Genomic DNA, 18,539 nt, shown 5'->3' with positions numbered 1-18,539 from the left:
GTGTGTTTCGGAGGTAGCAGCGTGATCACGCTCGTCAACCGACGCGGCCGGACCCGCGAAGACGCCCTGGCCGTCGTGGCCGGGGCCGCCAGCGCGGCCGCCGCCGACGTCGAGTCGCCCCCGCTCGTCGTGCCCGATACGACCGCGGCCGCCTTCTTCGACGTGGACAACACGATGATGATGGGTGCGTCGATCTTCCACTTCGCCCGCGGCCTGGCCGCACGGAAGTACTTCAGCGGCCGCGACCTGATGGGTTTCGCGGTGCAGCAGATGAAGTTCCGGATGTCCGGCCTCGAAGACGCCGCGGGGATGATGACGGCCCGCGAGGCCGCACTCGCGTTCGTCGCCGGCCGCGACGTCGGCGATCTCCTCGGCCACGCCGAGGAGATCTACGACGAGGTCATGGCCAAGCGGATCTGGTCCGGTACGCGGGCACTGGCCCAAATGCATCTGGACGCCGGGCAGCGGGTCTGGCTCGTCACCGCGACACCGGTCGAGCTGGCCAACATCATCGCCCACCGGCTGGGCCTGACCGGGGCGCTCGGCACGGTGTCGGAGATCGTCGACGGCAAGTACACCGGCCGGTTGGTCGGTGAGCCCTTGCACGGCCCGGCGAAGGCCGAAGCGGTGCTGTCGCTGGCTCGCCGGGAGGGGCTGGAACTGGGCCGGTGCACCGCGTACAGCGACTCGGTGAACGACGTCCCGATGCTCAGCACGGTCGGCACCGGGGTGGCGATCAACCCCGACACCGCGTTGCGCAAGGTCGCGCGCGAGCGCGGCTGGCAGGTGCGCGACTACCGCACGGCCCGCAAGGCCGCCAAGCTCGGCGGCCCCGCCGTAGCCGCCGCCGGCCTGGTCGCGACCGGCGTCGCCGGCACGCTGGCCGTGCGCAAACGCATCGCTTAGAGGTTCGTCGCGCTGCGGTCGTCGTCGGGCGTGGGGCGGTGGCCTTCGGCGGACTCACCCTCGGGCTCGTCGGCGCCGCGGTCCTGCCACACCTCGGCCAGCGCGTCGCCGCCGGTCGCGTCGTCGTTCTGGCCGTCGCCGGAGTAGGTCGCCATGGCCAGGCGGCGCTCTTCTTCGGTGACGCCGCCGGTCTCGTTGCTGTTCTCGGTCATGCCGGTCGGTTACCCCGAAACCGCCCGGCTATCCGAACACGCTCTTCCGGCGCATCAGCAGCTGGTAGAGCATCTGCTGGATCGTCTCCCGGACCTGGTCGGTCAGGTTGAACACCTGCATCGGGTCGTCGGCACCCGCGGCCAGGGCCGAGGTTTCGATCGGCTCACCGAACTCGATGTACCACTTCGACGGCAGCGGCACCGCGCCCAGCGGCCCGAGCCACGGGAACGTCGGCGTCAGCGGGAAGTACGGCAGCCCGAACATCCGGGCGATGATCTTGGCGTCGCCGATCTTCGGATAGATCTCTTCGGCGCCGACGATCGCGCACGGGATGATCGGGGCCTTCGTCGCGAGCGCGGCCGACACGAACCCGCCACGGCCGAAGCGTTGCAGCTTGTACCGCTCGCTGAACGGCTTGCCGACACCCTTGAAGCCTTCCGGGAACACCCCGACCAGCTCGCCGCCGGACAGCAGCCGCTCCGCGTCCGGCTGGCAGGCCAGCGTGCTGCCGGACTTGCGGGCCAGCTCGCCGACGAACGGCAACTGGAACACCAGGTCGGCAGCGAGCAGCCGAAGGTTGCGCGCCGCCGGGTGGTGGTCGAGAAGACCGAGCTGGAGCATCGCGGCGTCCAGCGGGACCGTGCCGGAGTGGTTCGCGACGACGAGCGCGCCGCCGGTGTCGCTGACGTGCTCCAGGCCGGACATCTCGACCCGGAACCACTTCTCGTAGACCGGGCGGAGCGCAGGGGCCAGCACCGACGTGGAGAACTCGGGGTCGAAGCCGAACTCGTCGGTCTCGTACTCGCCGGTGAGGCGACGCCGGGCGAACGCCAGCGCGTTCGCCACCCGCCGATCCCACACGTCCGGAGCCCGAGCCGGCTCCGCGCCGGAGCGGGAGGTCGCGGCAGCGGGAGCCGCGCCGCGGGCGGTGGGGCTGGGGCTTGCCGCTCGGTTCACCGGCGCCTTGGCCGCGACCTTCTTCACAGCGATCTTCTTCGCCGGGATCTTCTTCGCCGGGATCTTCTTCGCCGGGATCTTCCTGCCCGGCGCTTGAGCGCCAGACACGTTCCCGGCGGGCACCTTCTTCGGAGCGCCCCCGTCTACGGAAGGCGCGTCCGCAACGACGCTCTCCGCCCCTAGCGCGCCGGACCCAGCCCCGCCCGTTCCAGCCCCGGGCGTCCCTGCCCCGCGCGTCCCGGCCCCGGAAACCCCGGCCGCCGCGTCCTTCGCCGCCGGGGCCTTCGTCGCCCGAGCACTGGCCGCCGCGGGCGCCCCGGCCTTCGCCGCTGAGGCGCTCGCCCCCGGCGCCTTCGCCCCGGATGTCTGTCCTCCGGACGCTTTCGCCGCGGCAGCCGCCCCAGCCGCCTTCCTGGCCGAAGCCTTGGCCGCCGGAGCCTTAGCCGCCGGAGCCTTGGCCGGCGGAGCATTCCTCGCGGGCGCCGTCGCGGCCGGAGCGTTCGTGGCCGTCTCCGCGGCCGGAGCGTTCGCCGCCGTCGCCGCCGCCCTCGCCGGGGCCTCCACGGCCGTCGCCGGCACCTTCGTCGCAGGGGCCTCCGCAGCGGAAGCGTTCGCCGTCGTCGATTTCCTCGTGGGAGCCTCCGCCGTCGGAGCACTCGCCACCGGCGCGCTCGTCGCAGGAGCCTCCGCCACCGAAGCACTCGCCACCCGCGCGCTCGTCGCAGGGGCCTCCGCGGCCGGAGCGTTCGACTCCGAATCCGCGGCCGGAGCGTTCGACTCCGGCGCCTCCGGCGCAGAAACCGTCGCGGCCGGAGACCTCTCCCCCGGCGCCTTCCTCACGGGGGCCTTCACGGGCGGCACCGCCCTCGCGGGCGCCTTCGCGCTCGGCGCCTTTGCACCGGAAGCCTTCCCGGGCTGGGCCTCCGCCGCCGGGACCTCCGCTACGCGGGGATCCGCGGGGGCGGGGGGCGGGCCGTCTCCCTTCCTCGCGCGGCGCTGTGCACGGGCGGCGCCACCGTCGAAGGGAATGATCTGGGCGTCGGGCATGTGCGGCACTCCTTGCCAACCGGGGGTCTCGCCCTACCGGGGTCCTCGAACCGACTCGACCAGGCGTCTGGCTGCCGACCACCGCGCGGTCAGCGTCCGCTCGAGAACGCCGAGGTTCTCCGACGACAGCACGGACGCCAGATCGCTCCCGCGGACGAAATCGTCGAAGGCACCAGCGGTCGTGTACGCGGGCGTGACGCCGAACTCCTGCTGGAGACGGGTGATGTCGACGACCCGGCCGTACGTGAGCATCCGGGTCTGTTCGGCGGAAAAGTCGATGGCACCGGCCTGCCGCACGACCATCCCCAGATACGGGGTGGTGAACGACGGCACCGGCAGCGGAACCCGCCCGGCCCGCCGGATCGCCTGCGACAGCAGCAGCGAACCCGGCCCGGCGACGTTGTAGGTGCCGGGATGATCCTCGACCACGGCACGGCAGAGCACGTCGAGACCGTCCTCGGCGTGCAGGAACTGCAGCCGGGCGTCGAAGCCCAGCACGGTCGGGACGACCGGCAGCGCGAAGTACCGGGCCAGCGGGGTGTCGATACGCGGGCTGAGCATGTTCGCCAGCCGCAGCGTCGTCACGATCACGTCCGGACGCCGCCGGGCGAAGCCACGGACGTAGCTCTCGACCTCGGTGGCGTCCTTGGCGTAACCGCTCGGCGGGTTCGCCTTGGCCTGGATGGTCTCGGTGAACACCGCGGGATCGCGGGGCGAGGCCCCGTACACCGCCGTCGACGACCGGACGACGAGCTTGCGAACCGTGGGTGCCTTCTGGCACGCCGCGAGCAACTGCATCGTGCCGATGACGTTGAGCTCTTTCATCGACGCCCGGCCACCGAGCCCGGCCGGGGTCGCGAGAACGCTCATGTGCACGACGGTGTCGACGCCGGCGTCGGCGATGACCTTCGCGATCAGCGGGTTACGGATGTCGGCGCGCACGAATTCCGTGCGGCCGATCCGTTCGGCGGTTTCCGCGTCCGGGGCCACCGTGTCGACGCCGAGTACCCGTTCGATACTCGGGTCGGCGGCCAGCCGGGCGGCCAGGCGTCCACCGAAGTACCGGCTGACGCCGGTGACCAGGACGACCCGGGGCGCACCGGAGCGTGAATCATCTGCCGACATGTGCCCTCCCCGGACCCCGGAAGTGGCGCGACCGCCCTGCTTACTTCTTGTTGCGACGCTGGACGCGGGTCCGCTTCAGGAGCTTGCGGTGCTTCTTCTTCGCCATCCGCTTGCGGCGCTTCTTGATGACTGAACCCATACGACTTCCTCAGCGTTCATCGACCGGATCGAGCAGAGCAGACCCACAGCCTATCCCACCGGCCAGATCCCCCCGCGCGCCGAGCGCCCCCAGCGCCAAGCCCCCAAAGCACCCAGCCAAGCACCCACCCCGCAGGCCTCACAACCAGCGCCCACCCCACCCCACAAACAGCGCCCCAACCCAAGCGCCCCAACCCAAAGCCCACCCCACAACCCACGCCCTCAGAACCCACGCTTTGACCTGGAGCCCGTCCAGGGCGACGCTGGCAGTCGAGCGCGAGGCCGCCTCGTATACACAAATACTCAAGGCCTCGCGCTCGCCTGCCAGCGTCGTCCTGGACGGGCCGCCCACAAAACACAGAAAAGCCGTGGTCGTTGGCCGGCAGGGGGGCCGGTAACGAGCCACGGCTGTCCTGTTGGGTGGCAAGCCACCCGATCAGGTCAGGTTCCCCGACTCGGGGTGGAGAACGCAGCGGACTCCCCGGCCGCTACCTACTCGAACCCGAATCAGAGCCGTCTCTCTAGGCGGAGTCGGTGAACGCGTCGCGAAGATACTCGTGCACTGCACGTTCGGGCACACGGAACGAGCGCCCGACCCGTACGGCGTTCAGCTCTCCGGAATGGACGAGCCGGTACACGGTCATCTTCGAGACTCGCATCAACGTCGCCACCTCAGCGACGGTGAGGAACCTAACGTCGGACAGATTCGATGGTCCTACTACTGCCATACGACCCACCTCACCCGGGCACGTATCGGGTGCCGGCTTCCCCTCCGGCACGGTGGTCACGCACGTGCTCTTAGTAGAGTAACGGTGCAAGTGGGAGCGAGCGATACCCTCCGCAACTCTGTCCATGCTTATCGCGACGGACGCCACCCTTTCGCCCAGATTTGCCCCACTTTGGACGGGGTGGATTCATGTTTTGTCACGTCCCGGACAGCTCGCCCGTCCCACTATTTGCACGCGGAGCCCACCACGCGGCACGCCAGACACCCCACCGACCACAGTGGGCTCATCCGTCATCGACGCCAATTAGTACAGTTTGCCCAGTTCGACGGACCGGTCCCTGGCGGCCTCGATCGCATCGAGAAGCGCCGACCGAACCCCGTGCCGCTCCAGTTCGCGGATCGCCGCGATCGTCGTCCCGCCCGGGGACGTCACCGCCTCGCGCAACTGCACCGGATGCGTCCCGGTGTCGCGCAGCATCGTCGCGGCACCGAGTGCACTCTGGACGATCAGGTCGGCCGCGACCTCACGGGAGATCCCGAGCAGGATCCCGGCGTCGATCATCGCCTCGACGAGGAAGAAGAAGTACGCCGGCCCGGACCCGGACAGCGCCGTCACCGCGTCCTGTTGCGACTCCGGCAGGCGCCGGACCAGCCCGACCGGCGCCAGCAGAGCCTCGGCCGCGGCCAAGTGCTTCTCTTCCGCGTGCGCACCGGCCGAGATGACGCTCATCGCCTGGTCGACCAGCGCCGGAGTGTTCGGCATCACCCGGATCACCGGGACGCCGTCGGCCAGCCGCTGCTCGTAGTACTTCGTCGGGATCCCGGCCGCCACCGAGACGACCAGCTGGTCGGCGCTCACCAGCGGCGCCAGCGTGTCGAGCAGCACGCCGACGTCCTGCGGCTTCACCGCGGCGATCAGCGTCCGGGCGTGGGCGACCGCCTCCGCCGCGGGCACGCACCGCACCCCGTACTTCTCGCTCAAATACCCGGCCCGCTCGGGAGATCGCTCGACGACGACGATCTCCTCCGGCGTCCGCCCGGCCCGCCGGAGGCCGGAGAGCAACGCCTCGCCCAGCTTGCCGCCACCGAAGATCGCCAACGTGTCCACAGGAAAGCCTTCCGAGAACTCAGCGGCTCGACACCAGCGACCGGGCGAACAACGCCACGTACGCCGGGCGCTCGGCGAGCCGACGCATCAGGTAGGGGTACCAGTCTCGCCCGAACGGCAGGTAGATCCGGACGGTGTAGCCGTCCCGCGCCAGCCGCCGCTGTTCGTCCGGCCGCACCCCGTGCAACATCTGGAACTCGAACGAGTCGGGCGTGCGGTCGTACCAGCGGGCCCGCTCCTCGCCGATCGCGATCAGGCGGGGGTCGTGGGTGGCCAGCATCGGGTACCCGTCGCCGGCCATCAGCACGTTGAGGCAGCGGACGTACGACCGGTCGACGTCGAGTGCGGTCTCGAACCCGACCGACTCCGGCTCGGCGTAGGCACCCTTGCACAGCCGGACGCGGGAGCCGGAAACAGCCAGGTCCCGGCAGTCCGTCTCGGTGCGGCGCAGGTAGGCCTGCAGCACCGCGCCGGTGCTCGGGAAGTCGGCCCGCAGGACGGCCAGCGTGTCGAGCGTCAGGTCGGTGGTGGTGTGATCCTCCATGTCGAGGGTCACGGTCGTGCCCACCCCGGCCGCCGCCTGGCAGATCTTCCGCGCGTTCTCGGTCGCGAGCTTCGGGTCGAGCCGCTGGCCCACCGCCGACAGCTTCACGCTCACCTCGGCCGGTGGTGCGACCCCGGCCTCGGCCAGCGCGTCGAGCAGCGCGCAGTAGCCGTCGGTGGTCGACGCCGCGTCGGCCTCGTTGGCGGTGTCTTCACCGAGCCGGTCGAGGGTGACGGTCAGCCCGTCCGAAATCAACGAACGGCTGACGCGCACCGCGTCGTCGACCTCGTCGCCCGCGACGTAGCGCGAGACCAGGTTCCGGGCGACCGACGCCGTGGTGACCAGGCGCTCGACGGTCGGGTGGCCGGCCGCCGCGAGGATCGCCGTTCGAAGCATGAAGGGAGCCTAACGTGGGTTCCCGCCTACCTCCGTGAAGGCCCGGCGAACAGACGCAACGCCCCCGGGCCGGGTGGTGTCCCGATCCGGGGGCGCAGCACGGGCGCCTTGGTGGGGCGCCCTCCGAAAGAGTACGAGCGTCCTACGAAACATGCACGACATCGGGGTGCAGCTGTCGCACGATGTGAGATCAGACCGGCTGGGACGTCGCGGGAGCGGCCAGGTGGAGCCGCGCGAACGCCAGCGATTCGGCCAGGTCGGCCTCCCGCTGCTCGCGGTCCATCCCGCGGGTACCGACCTCGACGACGACCGATCCGCGGAACCCGCTCGACGCCAGCCGCTCGAGCACCGTGCCGCACGGCTGATCACCACGACCGGGCACCAGATGCTCGTCCTTGAACAGCCCGCTGCCGTCGGCGAGGTGCAGGTGCGCGAGCCGGCTGCCCATCCGGTCGAGCAGGGCGAGCGCGTCGGTCCGGGCGACGGCGGTGTGCGACGTGTCGAGCGTGAAGTGCCGGTACGAGCCGGACGTCGGGTCCCAGTGCGGCGCGTACGGAATGAACGCCCGCCCGCGGGCCCGCAGCGGGAACATGTTCTCCACCGCGAACTTCACCGCCGTTTCGGCGCCCAGCCGCTCGATGCCGTCTTCGAAGTTGCGCGCGTACTCGCGCTGCCAGCGGAACGGCGGGTGGACGACGACCGTGTCGGCGCCCAGCACCTCAGCGGCCTCCTTCGACCGCCGCAGCCGTTCCCACGGGTCGGGGCTCCAGACGCGCTGGGTGATGATGAGGCAGGGCGCGTGGATGGAGAGCACCGGCAGGCCGTACCGCTGCTGCAGATCGCGGAGCTGATCGACGTCCTGGCTGATCGGGTCGTTCCACACCATGACCTCGACGCCGTCATAGCCCAGCGCGGCAGCGAGCTCGAATGCCGCCGGGGCCGTCTCTGGGTACACCGACGCGGTGGAGAGCCCGACCTTGGCGGCCGGAACCCTAACCGTCTGCGGTGTGTCGCCTTCCCTGGTCACTCCATCCAGAGTAGCCCCCGGTGCTCGGCGCCAACCGTCCCGTGCCGCCTAGGCGTTGGCCGGTACCAGGTCGGCCGCGAGCCCGGGGAGCGACGGGTCTTGTATGCCGCTGTCGAGCCAGTCGAGCCGCTGCAGGATGACGCCCTCGCGCAGCGCCCACGGGCACAGCTCGACCTCGGTCAGGTCGAGCCGCCGCATCGTGGCCTCGGCGACGACGGCACCGGCCAGCAGCTGGTGCGCCCGGCCCGAGCTCACGCCCTCGATCTCGGCCAGGTCGGACGAGGAGATCCGGGAGATGAACTCGGTGATCTGCCGCAGCCCGTCGACGGTCAGCGTCCGCCGGACCCGCGCTCCGGCCGCGGACGGTGCCGCGCCCGCCAGCCGGGACAGCGTCCGGAACGTTTTCGACGTGACGACCGCGCGGTCGATCCGACCGGCCTGGGCGACGCTCTCGACGACCGGATCGAGCCTGCCGTCCACGTACTCGCGGAGCTCGGCGATCTCGCGCCGGGCCGGCGGGTCGTGCGTGATCCGCTCCCGGGTCAACCGGCCCGCGCCCAGCGGCACGGACAGCGCCAGATCCGGGCTCTCGTCGATTCCGACCGCGATCTCCAGCGAACCGCCGCCGATGTCGAGGCAGAGCAGCCGCCCGGCCGACCAGCCGAACCAGCGGCGCACCGCGAGGAACGTCAGCCGTGCTTCGTCCTCGCCGGACAGCACCGACAACGCGACGCCGGTCTCCTTCCGGACCTTCTCCAGCACCTTCTCGCCGTTGCGCGCTTCGCGGATCGCGGACGTGGCGAACGCGAGCAGGTGATCGACGTCCAGCCGGCGCGCGGCGTCCTTGGCCGACGCCACCGCGTCGAGCAGGGAGTGTGCGCCCTTCTCGGACAGGTTCCCCCGGTTGTTGACCGCTTCGGCCAGCCGCAGAACCGACTTCTCCGAATACGCCGGAAGCGGGTGCCCACCCCGCCGGGCATCAACCACCAGCAGGTGAACCGTGTTCGATCCGACGTCCAGAACCCCCAACCGCATTCCTCGACGGTACGCCCGGATTCGCAGCTCCCGGCGTCCCGTCACCCAGTGTTCACCCAGGCCGGAGCACACGTCGTACTGTGTGACCCGTGGCCCGTACGGTGCAACTTCCGATGCCCCGCCCCCGCGATGCCGAGGTCTCACTCGACTTCCCCCGCGAGTGGCTCGAGCTGATCGATCCGGCTGATCCGGAGCACGTGGTGAAGGCCGACCTCACCTGGTTGCTGTCTCGGTGGACCTGTATCTACGGTGTCGGCTGCCACGGTGTGGTCGAGGGCCGGGCCGAGACCGGCTGCTGCAGCCACGGTGCCTTCTTCACCGACGACGACGACGTCGAGCGCGTGGCGAAGTTCGTGAAGCGGCTCGGGCCGGCCGACTGGCAGTTCCATCGCAAGGGAAGTTCGAAGGCCTGGACCGAGCGTGACTCGGTCGGCGACGAGGAAGACCGGCTACGGACCGCGGTCGTCGACGGCGCCTGCCTGTTCCACAACCGGGAGGGCTTCGCGGGTGGAGCGGGCTGCGCGCTGCACGCGCTCGCGCTGCGCGAGGGTCTGCACCCGCTCGAGACCAAGCCCGACGTCTGCTGGCAGCTGCCGGTCCGGCGGGAGCAGGAGTGGGTGACCCGCACCGACGGCACGCAGATCCTCGTCGACACGCTCGGAGAGTTCGACCGCCGCGGCTGGGGCGAGGGCGGACACGACCTGCACTGGTGGTGCACCTCGGCCCCCGAGGCACACGTCGGCGCGGAGCCGCTGTACCTCTCCTACGGGCCGGAGCTGACCGCGCTCATCGGCGAGCCCGCCTACGCGGAGCTCAAGCGTCTCTGCGAGGCCCGCGAGGCCCGCGGCCTCATCGCACCCCACCCGGCCACGGTCGAGGCCTCCCGCGCCGCCGGCGCCTAGGCTGCGCCTTCTTCCTCAGCGCATTCGGACACCGGGAATTCGGACGCCGGGAATTCGGACGCCGGGAATTCGGACGCGGGGCACTCGGACGCCGAACGGAAGGCGCGTCGGTAGTCGCGCGGGGGGACGCCGCGCCGGCGGACGAACTGGTCGCGCAGCGCCGCCGCGGTGCCGAACCCGACCCGGCGGGCCACCTCCTCGACCGGGAGGTCGCCGCCCTCCAGCAGTTCTTCGGCCCGCTGCAGGCGCTGGACCAGCAGCCAGGCGCGCGGCGTCGTGCCGGTGGTGGCCCGGAAGTGCCGGGCGAAGCTGCGCGGGCTCATCAGCGCCTTCGCCGCGAGCGCGTCGACGGTCAACGCCTCGTGCAGGTTCGTCCGCATCCAGGCCAGCACGTCGACGAGCCGGTCGGAGTCGCCGACCTCGGGCAGCGGCGACACGATGTACTGCGCCTGCCCGCCATCGCGGTGCGGCGGCACGACCACCGACCGGGCCAGCGCGTTCGCGACCCGTGCGCCGTACTCCCGGCGGACCCAGTGCAGGCAGAGGTCGAGCCCGGCCGCACTGCCCGCACCGGTCAGCACCCGGCCCTCGTCGACGTAGAGCACGTCGGCGTCGATCGTCACGTCCGGGAACTGGTCGGCGATGTAGGCCGCGTTCTGCCAGTGGGTGGTGGCCTTGCGTCCGGTCAGCAGACCCGCCTTACCGAGCACGAACGTGCCCGAGCAGAAGCCCATCAGCGTGGCGCCGCGGTCATAGGCCCGGCGCAGCGCCTCGAGGTACGGCTCGGGCGGCGGGACGTGGAACGTCTCCCAGGGCAGGACGAGCACGAGGTCGGACTCGTCGATCCGGGTGACGTCACCGTCGAGGTGCATCGTCGCGCCGTAGAGCGTGCGGATCGGACCGCCCTGGGCCGGGACGATGCGGAAGTCGAACTCGGGGAGGCCGATCGCGGTGCGGTCGTAGCCGAAGACCTCGGTGACGATGCCGAAGCTCAGCGCGCCGATCGTGTTGGGGGTCACGCCGGTGACGATCATGCGGTCATCATGGCAGCTTTCTTGCGATCAGCGATACACAGACATTGGCAGTTTTCTTTCGGACGGGGTCGTTCCGGTCACTCACACCGTCACACGGTCCGGCGGGACGCTATCTGCATGTTCGCAATCGACTGCCCCCACCACGGGGCGCGCACCCTGGCCAGCACCGACGACATCCGCCGCTACGACAACACCGACCACGGCATCGTGATGGAGGTCGAATGCCACTGCGGCGGCCTGGTCACGATCACCACCGGCCGCAACGCTCCCGCGCGCGAACTCGCTTCGTGCGGCGCAGCCGCTTGAGCGCCGCCAGGCGCATCGCTCTGACGTGGAGCCCGCTGAGGACGTCGGTGACAGTCGAGCGGGCCGACGCCGAGACCTTGCCCCCAGCCCCTCAAGGGAACCCGATCGCTCTGACACGGAGCCCGCTGAGGACGTCGGTGACAGTCGAGCGGGCCGACGCCGAGACCTTGGCCTCGGTGTCTCAAGGAGGCCCGCTCGCCTGTCATCCGTCGTCCTCAGCGGGCCGCCCACTAAGCCTCGAATTTGTAGCCTAGGCCCCGCACCGTGACCAGGTACTGCGGGTTCGACGGCGACGGCTCGATCTTGGCGCGCAGACGCTTGACGTGGACGTCGAGCGTCTTCGTGTCGCCGACGTAGTCCGCGCCCCAGATCCGATCGATCAGCTGCCCCCGGGTGAGCACCCGACCGGCGTTCCGGAGCAGCATCTCCAGCAGCTCGAACTCCTTGAGCGGCAGCGAGATCCCGTCACCGTTGACCGTGACCGTGTGCCGGTCGACGTCCATCCGCACCGGGCCGGCCTCCAGCGTCGCCGGTGTCAGCTCCTCCGGCTCCGTCCGGCGGCGCAGCACGGCCCGGATCCGGGCGACGAGTTCCCGCGGCGAGTACGGCTTCGTCACGTAGTCGTCGGCGCCGATCTCGAGCCCGACGACCTTGTCGATCTCGCCGTCGCGGGCCGTCACCATGATGATCGGCACCGTCGAGCGCGCGCGGAGCGTCCGGCAGACCTCGGTGCCCGAGAGGCCGGGCAGCATGACGTCGAGCAGAACGATGTCAGCGCCGGCCCGATCGAACTCGGTCAGTGCATCCGGCCCGGTGGCGGCGAGCCCGACTTCGAAACCCTCCTTGCGGAGCATGTACGACAAGGCGTCCGAGAACGACTCCTCGTCTTCGACCACCAGAACTCGGGTCACGCGTCACCTCTCGTTACTGCTGTGGGGCGATCGTCTCGGGCCTCGATGCCCGGACTTTCCCCGGCGGAAGCCGGTTCCTCGTCGAGGTCTTCCAGTGCGTCGAAATCCTCGAACCCCGGCGAGTCGCAGCCGGGGTCCGGCAGCCGGATCGTGAACGTCGAGCCGGATCCCTCCACGCTCCAGACGTCCACGCTGCCGCCGTGGTTGGTCGCGATGTGTTTGACGATGGCCAGGCCCAGCCCGGTGCCACCGGTTGCGCGCGACCGGGCCGGGTCGGCCCGGTAGAAACGCTCGAAAATGCGGTCCAGGTCGCCCTCGGTGATGCCCATGCCCTGGTCGGAGACCGAAATCTCGATCAGGTGGCCGCGGCGGCGGGTCCCGATCGCGACCCGGGTGCGCTCCGGGCTGTAGGTCACGGCGTTCTCGACCAGGTTGACCAGCGCCGTGATCAGCTGGTTCTCGTTGCCCTCGACGACGAGACCGCGCTCACCGCCGGACACCACCGAGATCGACTTGCCTTCGGACACCGTCCTGGTGCGATCGACGACCTCGGAGACGATCTGGTCGACGGCGACCGCGACCGGCTCGGGCAGCGGGTCGGCGCCCTGCAGGCGGGACAACTCGATGAGCTCCTGGACCAGCCGGCCCAGGCGGCCGGACTCGTGGCGCATCCGGGAGGCGAACCGCTGGACCGCGGCCGGATCGTCGACCGCGTCGAGCATCGCCTCGGCCAGCAGCGAGAGCGCACCGACCGGCGTCTTGAGTTCGTGGCTGACGTTGGCGACGAAGTCACGGCGGACGTTGGCCAGCCGGTGCGCCTCGGTGACGTCTTCCACCTGCATCACGGCATGACCGCCGACGCCGAGCGGGGCGGCCCGGACCCGAACCCCCAACGGTTCCAGGCCGCGCCCGCGCGGCAGCTCAACCTCGGTCTCGCGCACCTCACCGATCTGCCGAACCTGCCGACTGAAGGCGCGAAGTACCGAATGTCCGATCCGACCGTCCCGGACAACCCCTAGCCTACGTGCCGCAGGGTTCGCGAGCACGACTTCGTCGCGGGGATCCAGAACAACTACGCCAATTCCCAGCCCGTCCAGGCTCCGGCGGACCAGATCGAGGTCCATCGCCGTGGTCGGTTCGGGGGTCGTCTCGACCCGCGGCCGACGCCGCGCGAACGCGTGCACCGCGAGCCCGGCCACGACTCCGAAGAGCAGGGCCGGGACGCCGATGAGCAGCGCCGATACGAGATCCACGACAATGATCGTATGAGGCGCTCGGAGCCCAGTGCCCCTAACGTGACCGCTTGACCGAAATTTGTGGCAGCTGTTCACCGGATAGCTGCTCAACTTTCAGGGGATCGACACCGAGGGAGAAAGGCCGGGCGCCCGGTCGACCACTAACGTCGAGAAAACTGCCGGGCAAACCGAGTTGAAGTCGGTCGAAAAGGGTCTATAGATGCGCGATTCGTTTCACGGCGAGCTCTCGAAGATCAACGAGATCCTCGTCCGGATGACCGACCTCGCCCAACTGGCGATGGATTCGGCGACGACCGCGCTCCTCACGTCCGACCTCACGCTGGCCGAGACCGTCATCTCCGGCGACGCCCAGATCGACGCACTGCACCGCGAGCTCGAAGAGCGCTCGATGGACCTGCTCGCCCGGCAGCAGCCGGTCGCGGTCGACCTGCGGACGATCATCGGTGGGTTGCGGATGGTCTCGTCGCTCGAGCGGATGGGCGACCTCGCCCGGCACGTCGCGACGATCGCCCGGATGCGCTATCCCGACTGCGCGGTGCCGGAGGAGCTGAGGCCGATCTTCGCCGAGGCGGCCGAGGTCGTCGACAAGATCATCGTGAAGACACGCGACGTGTTAGTAGAGCGAGACGTGTCACTCGCCAACGAGATCGCGAGGGACGACGACCGGATGGACGCGCTCCATCGGGAGTTGTTCGACCGGGTTTTGGACGACAACTGGGCCCACGGAATGGAGGCCGCGATCGACGTGACGCTGCTCGGGCGGTTTTACGAGCGTTACGCCGATCATGCGGTTTCGCTGGCCAGGCGGATGGTGCAACTGGTGACGGGTGTGCTCCCGGCCAGCGCCTGAGGAAGAATGCGGTCGTGATGGCCGCGCGAACGCACCTTGATCGTCTTGCCAACCCAGAGATCTGGTCGACGACGCTCGCCGGGATTCTCTTCGATCTCGACGGGACGTTGGTCGACTCCACCGCGGTCGTGGAGCGGCAGTGGGCCACGTTCCTCAGCTGGTACGGCTTGCCGCCCGAGGCACTCCCGGAGCAGCTGCACGGCAAGCGCGCCGAAGACCACATCCGCGGCATGCTTCCGGCCCACCAGGTCGCCGACGCCGCCGCACGCCTCGCCGCGCTGGAGGCCGACGACATCGCCGGCCTCACCGCGGTCGCCGGCGCCCACCAGCTCGTCGACGCGGTGGACGGCGTGGTGCCGTGGGGAATCGTCACCAGCGGCACGCTGGCGGTCGCCACGGCCCGGCTGGCGGCGGTCGGGCTGCCGACGCCGAGCGTGCTGGTGACCGCGGAGGACGTCCGGGCCGGCAAACCCGACCCGGAGCCCTACCTGATCGGGATGGAGCGGCTCGGAGCCGGTGGCGCGGTCGTCGTCTTCGAGGACGCGCCCGCCGGCATCCGGTCCGGCCGCGACGCCGGCTGTCCGGTCGTCGCGGTGACGACGTCACACCCCGCCGAAGACCTCGGCGACGCCGACGTCGTCGTGCCGGACCTCACCGCCATCAGCCTCAAAGCGCCCGCCAGAGACGACGCCGCCGTCCTCACCGCGGCAAGCTAAGCCCGCAGGCGCCTCGCGCCGTAAGCACGTCGTCCTGACCTGGAGCCCGCCCAGAGCGGCGCCGGCAGTCGAGCGCGAGGCCGCCGCGTATAGCTGATACTCAAGGCCTCGCGCTCGCCTGCCGGCGTCGTTCTGGGCGGGCCGCCCACCTAGCGACCTTGGTTGGCTACTGCTGCTACGGCGGTGGCGGCGGCTTCCGGGTCGAGGTACGTGCCGCCGGGGTTCAGCGGCTTCAGATCGGCGTCCAGGTCGTAGCGGAGCGGGATGCCGGTGGGGATGTTCAGGCCGGCGATCGCCTCGTCGCTGACGCCGTCGAGGTGCTTCACGACCGCGCGCAGCGAGTTGCCGTGTGCCGCGACCAGCACGGTCTTCCCGGCCTGCAGGTCGGGCACGATCGAGTCGTACCAGTACGGCAGCGCCCGCTCCAGGACGTCCTTGAGGCACTCGGTCTGCGGACGCAGCTCCGGCGGCAGGGCGGCGTACCGCGCATCGCCGAACTGCGACCACTCGGCGTCCCGGTCCAGCGGGGGCGGCGGCGTGTCGTACGAGCGACGCCAGAGCATGAACTGCTCCTCGCCGAACTCGTCCAGCGTCTGCTTCTTGTTCTTGCCCTGCAGGGCGCCGTAGTGCCGCTCGTTCAGCCGCCAGCTCCGGGTGACCGGGATCCACAGCCGGTCGAGCGCGTCCAGCGCGAGGACCGACGTCCGGATCGCGCGGCGCAGCACCGACGTGTGCAGCACGTCCGGCAGGAGGCCGGCATCCTTCAGCAGTTCGCCGCCGCGGCGCGCCTCGGCCTCGCCCTTGGCATTGAGGTCGACGTCGACCCACCCCGTGAACAGGTTCTTCGCGTTCCACTCGCTCTCGCCGTGGCGGAGCAAAACCAGGGTTCCGATCGCTTCACTCATGCCCGACAGCCTGCCAGACCTGGGTCAACGCTCTGCATGCACCACGGAGATGCTGTACGGGGGCAGCGTGACCTTGGGTGAGCGATGACTGGTCTTCTGCGGCGGGAGGCTCTTCCGCGGCTTACCGCCGCTCTCCTCGACCGGACCGGGCTCCCAGTCGTACTGCTCGCTCGAGTACTGGTACATCTGCACCGGCCCGTCCAGGTCACCGCCGGTGCCCTCGAGCTCGACCGTGACCTCCTTCTTCGGGTCCTTGTTGATCAGCATCACCGACACCTTGCCGTCGGGACGCTTCACGCCGTACGCGGTGACCTGCGGGTTCCCGTCCGGCAGCACGAGGTTGCTAGTGGTCTCGAGCATCTGGTGCTCGTCGTTGCCCGGCTCCACCCAATGCCGGGTGACCAGTTGCGCGGCGTAGTACCCGACCAGTGGCCGGATCTGGAAGTCGTCGTGGAACTGCAGCATCATCAGGTTGCCGTACGTGTTGCACGGCTTGCCTTCTTCTTCCTGGAACACCCAGTTCGGTTCGAGGCCGTAGAAGTAGCTGGTGTGGCCACCGCGAGCCAGGAACCGGGCCGCGGTCTCGGCGTTCACGATCGCGCCCGGGAACTCCAGTTCGACCTGGCCGGCGAACGACGAGTACCCGTACTCGGTGATCACCATCGGGACGTCCCGCGGCAGCCCGTGCTCGTACTGCTTCTCGATGAGCGCATCGAACATCGCCGGGTGCTGCGCGATCTGCTTCGCCTGATTCCCGCAGACGTCGTCGAACGGGTACCACTCGAACGAGAAGAAATCGAAGTCGTCCATCCGGTCGCGACCCTGGAGGTACTTCACGAACCGGCTGGTCCAGGACTTGTCGCCGGTCTCGTCGGCCCAGTGGATCCAGTCCGGCAGCACGGTCTGGTAGCCGGGCCCGCCCATCTCGACGTCGGGGGCGACCTTCTTGATCGCGTCGGCGACCTGGAGGTACAGCGCGCCGTAGTCCTCCGGCGTCGCCATCTGGCCGTCGGGCTCCTCGCCCATCTCGACCTGGGTGAACGGATACTTCTTCTTCTTGAGGTACGAGATCAGCGCGGCGGCGTCCTCGGGAATGCCGTACAGCACCGGCACCGGGATCATCATCGGCTCGTTGTTCGTCAGCCCGCTCGCGTACGTGCGCTCGAAGCTCGCGTGCTCGTAGTCCTTGTCGAGATCCGAGGCCCGGTGCCACGGGTCGGTCGACGAGACCCAGGTCGGCGACTGCTTCTGGTCCTTCCGATGGACGACGTGGTCGACGAACGACCCGTCCTTCGAGTAGCCGATCGAGAGCTCGCGTACCGCGTAGCCGAGCCGGTCGCGGACGTCGGTCGAGCCGGCCGGTCCGGTGTCGGAGTCGGCGGTGAGCACGATCCGGACGAACTGCGCGTTGACCGGGGAGTCGGCCACCGTGACGGTCTGCTTGCCACCGGTGCCCGCGAACTCGGCGTTCGGGAAGTCCTTCCAGTTCGCGGTCGGGTGCGACGGGTGGATCGCGTCGTTGCTGCCGGACCAGTACTGGACCTTGAACCGGGTCGCGTACGGCGTTCCCCAGTTGATCGTGACGTCCTGGACCGGTTTGGCGAAGCCGAGGCCGATCATGATCCACTGCGCGTGCTCGGCGTCGGGCTCGCCGGTGAACCGCGAGTCCAGGTACGGGTTGCTCTTCCAGAAACTGTTCGGGTCGCCGTCGGTGAGCTTCGCGAACGCGTCGTTGTTGGCCTGGTCGATCGTGTTGCCACGGCGGGGTAAGTGGTAGCCGTAGGAGACACCGGCGTCCTTGGTGATCGTGTCGCTGGAGGTCCAGTAACCCTCCTTCGCGGCCGCGTTCGACCAGGTACCGGTGGGGTTCCAGTGCCAGGCCTTGACGCCGAGCTCGGTGCGGAGCCGGTAGCTGATCGCGCCCCAGCCGGCGGACTTCATCGCGCCGATGTTCTTCTCGGTCCAGACCTTGGCGATCTCGCCGCCTTCCAGCCCGTCGACGCCGGCCCCGAGTTGCTTGTGCGGTCGGAACTCGTTGACGACCTTGTCCAACGCGACCGAGACCGTGCCGTCGGCCGCGCCGCTGAACAGGTGGAACGGGATGATCCGGAGCTTGCCGTCGGCGGCCATGAACGCCGTCGCGACGAACGCGGCGGCGAGCGAGAGCAGCTTCGGCCGCTGCCAGAGCGGACGCTGGTCGAGGACTTTGCGCGTGCCGTTGCGGGCCCGCCGGTGGGAGCCGCCGTACATCGGGCTGCCGCCCGGGCTCACGGGGGCGCCACTGACCGGGGCCGCCGTCGTGGCGTACGGCCCGGTCTGCGACGCGATGTCGGGCTGCGCCGTCCGGCCGGCCGGACCCGGCCCGGCCGACCAGCTCAACTGCGGCGGAGGCGCGGCGGGCGCAGGCGGGGCGGACGGAGTGGACGGCCGCTGGGG

General features: G+C 70.0%; 19 protein-coding genes. 5 read left to right on the top strand and 14 right to left on the bottom strand.

Features of this window, described 5'->3' with window-relative positions; all coding sequences use genetic code 11:
- Positions 1-21 precede the first annotated feature (21 nt).
- Entirely contained in the window at positions 22-906 is an 885-nt protein-coding gene (locus ACIBZJ_RS31315) for an HAD family hydrolase (RefSeq protein WP_395935992.1), read from the top strand.
- Here ACIBZJ_RS31315 and ACIBZJ_RS31310 read toward each other — a convergent pair.
- The 9 genes from ACIBZJ_RS31310 to ACIBZJ_RS31270 form a co-directional block, all read right to left on the bottom strand.
- A complete protein-coding gene (locus ACIBZJ_RS31310; protein ID WP_395935990.1) occupies positions 903-1,118 on the bottom strand; it encodes a hypothetical protein in 216 nt (71 codons plus the stop codon). The genes ACIBZJ_RS31315 and ACIBZJ_RS31310 overlap by 4 nt on opposite strands.
- 28 nt (positions 1,119-1,146) lie before the next feature.
- Positions 1,147-2,076 carry a lysophospholipid acyltransferase family protein gene (locus ACIBZJ_RS31305; RefSeq protein WP_395936290.1) on the bottom strand — a complete coding sequence of 310 codons (930 nt, stop codon included), beginning with the start codon at positions 2,074-2,076 and terminating at the stop codon, positions 1,147-1,149.
- A gap of 1,080 nt (positions 2,077-3,156) precedes the next feature.
- On the bottom strand, positions 3,157-4,248 hold the full coding sequence (locus tag ACIBZJ_RS31300) for an NAD-dependent epimerase/dehydratase family protein (protein ID WP_395935989.1): 1,092 nt from the start codon (positions 4,246-4,248) through the stop codon (positions 3,157-3,159).
- A gap of 40 nt (positions 4,249-4,288) precedes the next feature.
- Entirely contained in the window at positions 4,289-4,387 is a 99-nt protein-coding gene (locus ACIBZJ_RS31295; protein ID WP_003948845.1) for a 30S ribosomal protein bS22, read from the bottom strand.
- Between the two features lie 520 nt (positions 4,388-4,907).
- Complete coding sequence (locus tag ACIBZJ_RS31290; protein WP_395936288.1) at positions 4,908-5,114, bottom strand: helix-turn-helix domain-containing protein; 207 nt, start codon at positions 5,112-5,114, stop codon at positions 4,908-4,910.
- Between the two features lie 303 nt (positions 5,115-5,417).
- Positions 5,418-6,221: a pyrroline-5-carboxylate reductase gene (gene proC / locus ACIBZJ_RS31285; protein ID WP_395935943.1), complete on the bottom strand. Its 804-nt coding sequence runs from the start codon at positions 6,219-6,221 to the stop codon at positions 5,418-5,420.
- A 19-nt stretch (positions 6,222-6,240) separates the two neighbouring features.
- Positions 6,241-7,161: a proline dehydrogenase family protein gene (locus ACIBZJ_RS31280; RefSeq protein WP_395935941.1), complete on the bottom strand. Its 921-nt coding sequence runs from the start codon at positions 7,159-7,161 to the stop codon at positions 6,241-6,243.
- A gap of 190 nt (positions 7,162-7,351) precedes the next feature.
- Complete coding sequence (locus ACIBZJ_RS31275; RefSeq protein WP_395935939.1) at positions 7,352-8,188, bottom strand: sugar phosphate isomerase/epimerase family protein; 837 nt, start codon at positions 8,186-8,188, stop codon at positions 7,352-7,354.
- A gap of 48 nt (positions 8,189-8,236) precedes the next feature.
- Positions 8,237-9,223: a hypothetical protein gene (locus ACIBZJ_RS31270; protein WP_395935937.1), complete on the bottom strand. Its 987-nt coding sequence runs from the start codon at positions 9,221-9,223 to the stop codon at positions 8,237-8,239.
- A gap of 113 nt (positions 9,224-9,336) precedes the next feature.
- Here ACIBZJ_RS31270 and ACIBZJ_RS31265 point away from each other — a divergent pair, with 113 nt between their 5' ends.
- The gene (locus ACIBZJ_RS31265) at positions 9,337-10,125 is read left to right on the top strand and encodes a hypothetical protein (RefSeq protein ID WP_395936286.1); all 789 of its coding nucleotides are present in this window, start codon (positions 9,337-9,339) and stop codon (positions 10,123-10,125) included.
- On the opposite strand, the gene ACIBZJ_RS31260 is transcribed toward ACIBZJ_RS31265, so the two are convergent.
- A complete protein-coding gene (locus ACIBZJ_RS31260; RefSeq protein WP_395935935.1) occupies positions 10,122-11,159 on the bottom strand; it encodes a helix-turn-helix domain-containing protein in 1,038 nt (345 codons plus the stop codon). The genes ACIBZJ_RS31265 and ACIBZJ_RS31260 overlap by 4 nt on opposite strands.
- 117 nt (positions 11,160-11,276) lie before the next feature.
- Here ACIBZJ_RS31260 and ACIBZJ_RS31255 point away from each other — a divergent pair, with 117 nt between their 5' ends.
- Positions 11,277-11,465 (top strand): hypothetical protein, encoded by a 189-nt coding sequence (locus tag ACIBZJ_RS31255; protein WP_395935933.1) that lies wholly within the window; start codon positions 11,277-11,279, stop codon positions 11,463-11,465.
- Between the two features lie 230 nt (positions 11,466-11,695).
- Here ACIBZJ_RS31255 and ACIBZJ_RS31250 read toward each other — a convergent pair whose 3' ends face one another.
- Both ACIBZJ_RS31250 and ACIBZJ_RS31245 read right to left on the bottom strand, forming a co-directional pair.
- Entirely contained in the window at positions 11,696-12,376 is a 681-nt protein-coding gene (locus ACIBZJ_RS31250; protein WP_142709746.1) for a response regulator transcription factor, read from the bottom strand.
- Positions 12,373-13,635 carry a sensor histidine kinase gene (locus tag ACIBZJ_RS31245; protein ID WP_395936284.1) on the bottom strand — a complete coding sequence of 421 codons (1,263 nt, stop codon included), beginning with the start codon at positions 13,633-13,635 and terminating at the stop codon, positions 12,373-12,375. The genes ACIBZJ_RS31250 and ACIBZJ_RS31245 overlap by 4 nt, the downstream gene beginning before the upstream one ends.
- A 196-nt stretch (positions 13,636-13,831) precedes the next feature.
- Between ACIBZJ_RS31245 and phoU the strand changes: the two genes are divergently transcribed.
- Positions 13,832-14,482: a phosphate signaling complex protein PhoU gene (phoU, locus tag ACIBZJ_RS31240; protein WP_395935931.1), complete on the top strand. Its 651-nt coding sequence runs from the start codon at positions 13,832-13,834 to the stop codon at positions 14,480-14,482.
- A gap of 17 nt (positions 14,483-14,499) precedes the next feature.
- A complete protein-coding gene (locus tag ACIBZJ_RS31235; RefSeq protein ID WP_395936282.1) occupies positions 14,500-15,198 on the top strand; it encodes an HAD-IA family hydrolase in 699 nt (232 codons plus the stop codon).
- Positions 15,199-15,347: 149 nt separating this feature from the next.
- Here the strand turns inward: ACIBZJ_RS31235 and ACIBZJ_RS31230 are convergent, their stop codons facing one another.
- Positions 15,348-16,103 carry a phosphoglyceromutase gene (locus tag ACIBZJ_RS31230; protein WP_395935929.1) on the bottom strand — a complete coding sequence of 252 codons (756 nt, stop codon included), beginning with the start codon at positions 16,101-16,103 and terminating at the stop codon, positions 15,348-15,350.
- Between the two features lie 24 nt (positions 16,104-16,127).
- The gene (locus ACIBZJ_RS31225; RefSeq protein WP_395935927.1) at positions 16,128-18,482 is read right to left on the bottom strand and encodes a discoidin domain-containing protein; all 2,355 of its coding nucleotides are present in this window, start codon (positions 18,480-18,482) and stop codon (positions 16,128-16,130) included.
- Positions 18,483-18,539: the final 57 nt, after the last annotated feature.

Origin of the sequence: Cryptosporangium sp. NPDC051539 (assembly GCF_044454545.1) — a bacterium.
In the GTDB taxonomy this organism is placed as follows: Bacteria; Actinomycetota; Actinomycetes; order Mycobacteriales; family Cryptosporangiaceae; genus Cryptosporangium.
Note: the sequence above shows the minus strand (reverse complement) of the source record. Positions and strands in the feature narration are given on the sequence as shown.

Excerpts from the sequence above, each read along its gene's own strand:
- ACIBZJ_RS31310 (WP_395935990.1), bottom strand. The coding sequence starts at position 1,118 with ATGACCGAGAACAGCAACGAGACCGGCGGCGTCACCGAAGAAGAGCGC.
- ACIBZJ_RS31300 (WP_395935989.1), bottom strand. The coding sequence starts at position 4,248 with ATGTCGGCAGATGATTCACGCTCCGGTGCGCCCCGGGTCGTCCTGGTC.
- ACIBZJ_RS31295 (WP_003948845.1), bottom strand. The coding sequence starts at position 4,387 with ATGGGTTCAGTCATCAAGAAGCGCCGCAAGCGGATGGCGAAGAAGAAG.
- ACIBZJ_RS31290 (WP_395936288.1), bottom strand. The coding sequence starts at position 5,114 with ATGGCAGTAGTAGGACCATCGAATCTGTCCGACGTTAGGTTCCTCACC.
- ACIBZJ_RS31280 (WP_395935941.1), bottom strand. The coding sequence starts at position 7,161 with ATGCTTCGAACGGCGATCCTCGCGGCGGCCGGCCACCCGACCGTCGAG.
- ACIBZJ_RS31270 (WP_395935937.1), bottom strand. The coding sequence starts at position 9,223 with ATGCGGTTGGGGGTTCTGGACGTCGGATCGAACACGGTTCACCTGCTG.
- ACIBZJ_RS31265 (WP_395936286.1), top strand. The coding sequence starts at position 9,337 with ATGCCCCGCCCCCGCGATGCCGAGGTCTCACTCGACTTCCCCCGCGAG.
- ACIBZJ_RS31260 (WP_395935935.1), bottom strand. The coding sequence starts at position 11,159 with ATGATCGTCACCGGCGTGACCCCCAACACGATCGGCGCGCTGAGCTTC.
- ACIBZJ_RS31255 (WP_395935933.1), top strand. The coding sequence starts at position 11,277 with ATGTTCGCAATCGACTGCCCCCACCACGGGGCGCGCACCCTGGCCAGC.
- phoU (WP_395935931.1), top strand. The coding sequence starts at position 13,832 with ATGCGCGATTCGTTTCACGGCGAGCTCTCGAAGATCAACGAGATCCTC.
- ACIBZJ_RS31235 (WP_395936282.1), top strand. The coding sequence starts at position 14,500 with ATGGCCGCGCGAACGCACCTTGATCGTCTTGCCAACCCAGAGATCTGG.
- ACIBZJ_RS31230 (WP_395935929.1), bottom strand. The coding sequence starts at position 16,103 with ATGAGTGAAGCGATCGGAACCCTGGTTTTGCTCCGCCACGGCGAGAGC.